This is a genomic window from Gorillibacterium terrae (genome assembly GCF_051594785.1).
GTDB lineage: Bacteria > Bacillota > Bacilli > Paenibacillales > NBRC-103111 > Gorillibacterium.
Window position 1 is genome coordinate 42,518 of sequence record NZ_JBPPGI010000010.1, and the last position, 8,429, is coordinate 50,946.

The 8,429-nt window shown below is 44.3% G+C and carries 1 protein-coding gene and 1 pseudogene; both read right to left on the bottom strand.

The features are described from left to right. Window positions 1–4 precede the first annotated feature (4 nt). Complete coding sequence (locus ACSEXS_RS21945) at window positions 5–6,748, bottom strand: RHS repeat-associated core domain-containing protein (RefSeq protein ID WP_438435378.1); 6,744 nt, start codon at window positions 6,746–6,748, stop codon at window positions 5–7. 39 nt (window positions 6,749–6,787) lie between these two features. Continuing rightward, window positions 6,788–8,429, bottom strand: a pseudogene (locus ACSEXS_RS21950) (hypothetical protein); the annotation flags it as partial.

Genomic DNA, 8,429 nt, shown 5'->3' on the forward strand with positions numbered 1-8,429 from the left:
CACCTCATCTGTTAAACTTCGCTTTCATACCGAACGTAGATATTTCTCCAGTCTTCAAGTTTTGATAATAATGTACTTGGAAATCACCGCTCGGGCTTTTAAAAGTCTGTGTTGACATTTTAGCCCAATCATTTATCGAGCTACCATTGCTTGTCAAGGCTTTTATTACTTCTGGGTCACTTAACTTACTTCCCGGTACGATTGCTTCAGATTTATTAATTACTTCCTGTTTTAAGGTTCCTGATCTCGTAAATACAGAACTTGCTTCTTCGGCAGTAAGTTGTCCGTTTAATCTTGTCCCATTTACAATATTACTTGCGCTAGATCCCGCACCCTCAGTAACTTTAAAACCTTTCGCTATTGCTTCTTCTTTTGCACCATTTAATATTGTTTGTCCCGCTTTTGATAAGGGCTTTCCATATTTAGCCCATTCTAGTAGCTCATAAAATTCTTTAAAAGCGGACTCAAAACCAGCTCCCGTAGGATTAGCCATTGCCATGGTGTCTATTGTTGACACTATTTGATATAGCCCTTCTTCCACTGCGTTGTACCCTTTAAGATAATCCTGTTCATTTTCAACTTTAGTCGATAAAATGAGCAAAAACTCTTGGGGGTATAAACAAGGAATTATTAAAGGATTAATTAAAATTATTGAAGGATCAATTAAATATTTAGACACATTATTATCCAAATTACCTTGTAACCCTCCGACGGCTACATCGTATATTTTTTGCAATCCACTTTTTATGTTTACAAGCATCTTATTCCACTTACTGTCATTGGTTTCTTGAGTCGTACACTTTTTCTCTTGAGCTGGGTTGCTTTTTTTCGTAGTTTGGTTGGATTTGTTTTGATTTGCAGGAGCAGCTCCACCGCCGCCGTTGTTATCCTCCATTTGCCGATGTCCACTGGGGTCAATAAGATTAACCGGATTATTTTGAACGTAAGAATAGAGATTATGGCTGAGTGGGACGCCCGCTTCCCCGCGGTAAGTGTCTTCTTGGGTAAAGCGCCCAACAGCGGGATCATAGTTTCTTGCACGCAGATAGTATTCGCCCGTAATGGGATCTACCTGTTCTCCGGAATAGGTAAATCGATTCGAACGGTTTTCTACTTGCGTCTGAACGTTTCCGAACTCGTCATAGGAATACTGATTGACCCGTTTTCCACTGGGATCCAGCAATCCCGTTACGCTCCCATGCCCATCCTTCAAATAAGCGTATATCCGATTTTGCGGGTCTTGCTCTGCGAGTAGATCATATCCCCGAATATACCGATTCAGGGTATAGCCGCTTGTTGTCATTTCGGCAAGCACCTGATCACCGCTGAAGACAAAGTCGGTCTGCATCCCATTTTCGGAGATACTGGTACGAAGTCCCCAAGGATCGTAGGCATACCGCATCCAGTCCCCGTTTTTCAAAACCGTTTGGGTTAGTTGATTAAAACCATTGTACTGATAGGTTCTTTCTCCTTGGTCATTCGCGGACTTCACCAAGTTTCCGTTTCCGTCATACGAATAGTCCTGAATAACATTGCTAGAGGTAACCTTTGTTAACCGATTATTCGGGTCATACTGATAGCTGGTCTGAAGACCGCCGGAAGTACGAAGAAGTCGGTTACCGACTGCGTCATATTCATAATGCGATTGCGTGCCATCCGGATTCTGAACATCAACCAGCTGTTGCAAGGAATTATAGGCGTATGCAGTCTGTTTTTCATTGTTCGTAGCAGTTAACTTATTTCCGTTATGATCGTACGTATAACGGTGTTGATCCACAACCGTCCCATTCGGATTCCGACTAACGACTGACTGAATCTGCTGATTCTTGGTATAGCCAAACCCCACAGATACCCCATTCGCATAACGAACCCCGGCAATGGTCGAATCCGGGTTATATTGGTAGGTCGCAATTTCTGTTCCCATTTGACCGACATGTTCAAGCCGCCCGGTATTGTCGTATCCATACGTAATATCGTTGCCGGCAATATCTTGAACACGTGTTAATTGACTATCCGCGTTGTATTGATAGGATAGATAATTCTTGCCGTTCCGTATTTGCTGACTGACTAGCCCGTTCGGAGTCATGTTATAACGGTCGATCACCCGCTCGTTGATTCCCGCTAACGTGGTTCCGTCCAACCGGTAGAGAAATTGCTCTTGTTCCCCTGTCTGTTCTACCTTCCGGCTGGTTAGAGCCGCATCAGAATTGTAAGTGAACACCGTATCCAAGCCATTACGGTCCTTCATATGGACCAATCGAGCTTCCAGATCGTAGAAATAATAAATGGTCTGTTGGAGCGGATCCGTAATGGTAGATAGACGGTTCATCGAATTATACGTATAGCTCGTTGTATGATGATTTGCATCTATTACCGATGTAAGGTTGCCCGCATAATCGTACGTATAGTGGGTCTGATTGCCCTTGGCATCTGTTACAAGCGTAATTCTTCCCCATGGATCAACTTCATACTGTGTTTTGGCTCCCTCTCCATCCGTCTCTGCGATGGTATAACCAAGAGCGTTATACTCATAGGCGATGGACGTCTTGCTTTGCAGGACTTCTTCGGGATACGCAACAGAAATAACCCGTCCGGCGTAATCGTAAGAGTACTCCGTTCCATACCGTGCCGTGTCTGTGCTTCCCGAGTAGTACCCCTTGCCGTCAATAACTTTTATGACTTGACCGTTGCTATTATACGTGTAATGCTGGGTCACTCTATTGTTCTCATCGCGAACTGTAACGAGTCTCTGATTCTCGTCGTAAACATAGCTAATTCCTAAGCCATCGGCTCCCTTCTTTGAGTGAGAGGGACTGGTTTCTTTGATCAAGTTGCCATAATCATCATACTCATACAGGGTCTTTCCCTGTTCTTTATCGGTTATGCTTGTAACTCGATTCTGATTGTCATAGGTATAGATGATGGAGTTGCGGTTTACATCCGTCTCCTTCACAAGATTGCCAGACGCATCATACTCAAACTGAGTTAGTCTCGTTGCTTTCTGGTGAGCAACCTCATACTGAAGGTTCGTGTTAGTTTGATCATACTGTTCGTAAGGTACCTTTTCTTGTTGTGAATCCCTTTCATCAAATATCCAATCTGTAATGTAGTCCAGGTCGGGGGCACTTACCGTTCCGTCCGCGTTAATATCATATTTGGGATCATAAAGCAGGTCGGCTTGCGTTAGCCCCTTTTGCTGGGCCGTCAACGTCAGATCGTTGGCTTGAACCTTACCATCCCGGTTAAAGTCCGGAGCTTGCATCTGAAAGCTGTATCCGACTGCTTCCGTAAATGGTTTTGGCTTCCCCGATTTATCGGTATAGGTCGAATCGGCTTGAATCAAGATCGAAGCGATCCCCTGGATATCGTTTTTGGCTTTCAGCCGAATGGTTGCAAGCTTTGTTTTTCGGTCAATGTTTACCTGATCACCCGTTATTTGAATTTGACCTATACCTTCATGTGTTTCCTTAACTCCTTGCAAAACCGGAGTTACGCTTTCCAGCGTGAATAGTCTTGCATCATACGTAAGATTCAGGCCGAAGGACCGAACCGACACATCCGGGTCGAGTTCGACTGCCACCTCGTAGCTATTGCCGGGGTAGATAACTTGCCTTGAAGCTGAGACTTGGGCTCGTACATGGGTTTCACTCAGTTGGTCTTCTTGAACATCTTTCCTAACCGCGATAAGTCTACCTGCCTCGTCATAATCATACTTCGTAACATAGCCATTGGGTGATGTTTCCCGAATGAGTTGTCCATTTTTGTTATAGTCGAACCGGGTTTCGGCACGAATTAGACCTTCGCTGCCAATGTCAGCTCCATCAATTATTGACCATTGTTTATCCATCTTCCCGGTCGAGTTGTAATGATAACCAATAATTCGGTACTTTCCTTCGGCGATCTTGGTCTTTTCCTCCGTCGTTCTTCCCATAGCATCATACGCATAAGCAATCTCGGCTCCGGTTGAATCCTGAATAGAGATCATATTGCCCTTGCGATCATAACTATACGAGATAACATTCCAGTTACCGGGTTGGCCGGTCAGGTTTACTTCTTCAGGAGACTGACGCTCTTCAACTACCTTTCCAGATTTATCATAAGAAAAGGTAGAAACCTTATACAGGATTGACGAGTTAAGATTACGTAATGGCTCCCGAGTTTCAATCAACCAACCCGCTTTATTATATTGATAGATGGTTCCAATCTGATCGGAATCTGCTATGCCCTCTTGGTACGTTGAAGCGGTGATCTTCTTCACAACGCGGCCCATCGCGTCCCGAACATACCGAACCTCAAGACTCCCGTCCGGTCTTCGAACTTCAATAAGCTCATTTTCGTTATCGTATTTGTAAGTCGTTGCAGCTCCATCGTCCGTTTGTTCATTGTAATGATTTACGTCAATGGATTGAATCAGATTTCCAACGGCATCGTACTTCCTTCTTGCTTGCCGGCCGGATGGATAAATAATGTGGGTCACATTACCTTTATAATCGTATCGGTAACGAAATCCGACTCCATCATTATTTTCGGGCTCAAATTCGTTGGGGTTAATTCGCTTCGTTAAGTTGCCGGCCTCATCATACTGGAAGGCCATAGTTTGATTTAAGGCATTGATGAGCTTAATGTTTCGATTTTTTCCATCATAGACAAAGGTTATTCCGACTCCATCATCGCTGGCCGAATTATAGTCCTCCGGTGATATGAACTTTACAAGGTTGCCCACCGGATCATATTTGTAGCGCGAGGTTCCACCCAGTGGGTCGATTTGCTTGATGACCCTGTTCTGGGCATCATATTCCAATGTTGTGGTTCCATCCGCATTCATAAGTGAATGCAGTCTCCCCAATCCATCATACTGGTAAGTCGTTCGGTTCCCTTCACCGTCAACCGCCGCAATGGGGTTGCTGCCATTCTCGTACTCATAGATAACCTTGCGGTTCTCTGCATCGGTAATGCTTGTTATTCGTCCCAGATCGTCGTAGGTGTATTTTGTCGAGGAATAGATGCCATCTTGGATTTTTATTTTCGTTTCTACGAGGTTTCCCTTATTATCATAGGAATTAATCTTCTCTCCGCCGTCCGGATAAGAAATGGCGGTTAGATTATTATCCTCATCATACGTAAACTTGGTTTCATAGTTATGGGGATTCGGGGAAGTCGATGTCAGCCTATTTCCCCTAGCATCGTACGTATAAGTTGTGATATTCCCCCCCTGATCCCGCTTTGCAATTACATTGCCATGATCATCATAGGTATAAGCCGTATATGTGCCATCTTCATGCTCTTCCTTTGTCACATACAGATTATCATCATAACGGTAGGCAATTTTCTCGCCTGTAGATTTCTTTGTGATCGTGTTAACGCGATCCAAATCGTTATATTCTATGGACGCTTCGTATCCCTCGGCATCCACTTGCTTGATCACGCGTCCCACTTCATCATAATCATTCTTAACTACCCGATGGCCATTGGCATCGGTAATTGAAGTGATGCCAAACGCATTGTAATCGTATTGGGTAGTGCCCCCCAAACCGATAACTTTAATCAATCGATGGTTCGTATCATATTCATATCTTATCGTACGGTTCGCTTGATCCTGAATTTGACGAATAAGCCCCTGATCGACTGTAATCCGGAGTATATTTCCGCCAAAGCCCTGGATTTGAGTTAAGGCTCCCGATGAGGAATACTGCAAAACCGTTTTATTTCCATTCGAGTCAGTAATGGATATCAATTTGCCTTGTGGACTATACAAGTAAATACTCTGATCCTTTAACAACAAGGAGTAAGACCCATCGGCATTTTTTGTGATAGTATCGGAAATTGCATACTGGGATGTGTATCGGTTGGTACCCAGAAGATTCGCAAAATAATTCCGCTTTCCATCTGGATAAGAGACGACCAAAGTACCATCGACGCTCACTATCAAATTAGAATCATATAGAAAGCGCCAACCGGTTCCGAATAAACCGGATTCGCGATCCAGCGAATTGTAGTTCCGTGTGATCGCTAACGGTTCATTGACGCCAGATAAAGTGATATCGGTATCAGAGTACAAGAAATTACCGGTCATCATGTTGACAGGGTCGGCATTGCACGCACAATTGTTCTGGCTTCCAAATGCTTGTTTAATCGTGTCTTGGGTATAAACGTACGCTTGGTAAGCTGCTTCATAACTCCCATACCAAACCCAGTTTTCAATCCACACCGTTTTTTTAACGATTCCTGCATAGGTTGCCGAGTAGTTTTGAACATACGTGTATGTTGAACCTTCCGAGGGATTGCTTGGTGCTTGCCCACTCGTAGAGACAAGCGTTGCCCCGGTTTTATAAAGCGTCCCGGTATACCCCTCAGCATCACTGTATGATATCGATTCATTGCTTGTCGTGTCTTGCGACTCTATTTTCCATGATCCTTTCGTGTACTCATAAACGGTCGTCGATTTCCCTGTGCCAGTGCCCGTAGCTGATTTTTCTATATAATCAGGGTGCCCTTGGTCTACTTTATAGCGATTGTCAGATACTTTAACCAGCTGGCCGATTCCCTCATAATTTCCATCCACCACAACCTTTTTATCCGAAAAGTTATTCGAACTGCTGGAGGATGTTGAGGTCGTTTGTTTTGAATCGGCCAGACTGATCGAAGGGAAGCTAAACAAGAACAAAGTGATAAGCATACAAAACAGGATGGGATTCACCCATTTTTTGAAAATGGCGACACGCTTGCCGCCTGATCTACTATTGGTCATCGAACGTCTCTCTTCTCTCACGATAGTTATTATGCTCATTTAGTTTACGCTCAGTTCTATTACTTGAAGCGGCCCTGCTAGGGGGACTTCTACGATACTTCCATCGGATTTGACCAATACAATTTTTTCGGTTGATAGGGGCCCCGTAGAGTTCTGAACCATGACACCCTTCAGCCTGAGAAATACGATGTCTTGGGTTTTGCCGACTTGCTCCCCAGTCAATGAAAGCATTACTTGAATAATTCCCTTTTCCGATTCGATCCGCACATTGGAATACTCCAGATTCTCTCCAGGGAATAGGGTGATTAGACTATCCTTCGTTACCTTCAGCTTGCTCGGGTCATAGTGTAGCTTCAATTGGACTGTATAGATATCGCTCATCTGGTGACCCATAAGGGTTATGTTTGTTGTATGGTCGGGGGAATTCCCGTCTATCCATCCTTGATTGATGAAGGCTACGGCAGGATTGTCGTCCCAATTGACGATGCTATATACGTCCGACCATTTGCTCACGGCGATATCATTCTTCGCTCTAATTCGATAGTAGTGTTGAGTGTTTGGAGAATCAGAAGAAAATTCCTGGTATAGTTCGCCGGTATTAATTACTTGTCTCCCATCGATCTCTATGTCATAGCTCTTGGCATTTCTAACTGGGTTCCAAGAAAGGCTATTGCTTGAGCCTATAATAGTTAATTTGATGTTTGCGGGAGTTTCCAGCGGGGTAATAACCTTGGTATCTGGAGTATACCAGCTAACCCCCGTCTTAGATATTGCTCTTATCCTGTACTTATAAGTAGTACCTGGGACAACATTTGTATCTGAATATACAGCATCTTGCACATAATAATAGACTTCATTATTTCTCTCAATCATATATTGGACAGCACCACTCACCATCCCCCAGTTCATCGTAACCTTGTATGGCTCGACTAGGGGAGGGTTTAAAAGTATGGGTGTTTCCTCATCGCGGAAATACGGATACGATGTGCCCTCGTGGATGTCCCATATTGATGAGAAGTCCCAGCTAACAAAAGTGCTTTTATTCCGTAAACTCTCTGTGCTCTTACCATTCTCTGACGATACGTTATTTGCTAAAGTTTTGTCGTAATAACTATTTTTTACCGTGACTGAGGTTCGGTAAGGACTCTGATAGCTTACTAATCCGCCAACCCCACTCGTGCCTTCTATCTTTCCCGCCATATAGATGTTCTCAAGTGTCGCGGTACTATACTCGTCCAGATATCCCTGGATTCCTGATACTCCTGTGCGCCCCTTGAGATTGCCGACTATATAGCAGTTCTTTATCCCTACTTGACTGTCTCGTATGACTGTCCCGATCAGCCCTCCTACGTTGTCCACCCCTGTTACATTCCCTGCGACATAGCTCTTCTCTATGCTTACTCCGCCGCTGGAAGATCCTATCAAGCCCCCTATGCTGTTACCGGTTCCCGTCACTCCGATAGACGTGCTGCTTAGGCTAATGCTTCCTCCTTGCAGTCTTCCAACCAGGCCTCCAACAGATGCTGCCCCTTTCACTTCCCCTGTTCCCGTTACCTTCACCCGCTCGATTCGCGTTGATGTTCCTAACCCAATCAAGCCTCCTGCATTGGTATTTCCCGTTACTACAATTCCGTTTAGTTCCAGGTTCTTAATAATTGCTCCGTCCGTCACTCCAAAAAAT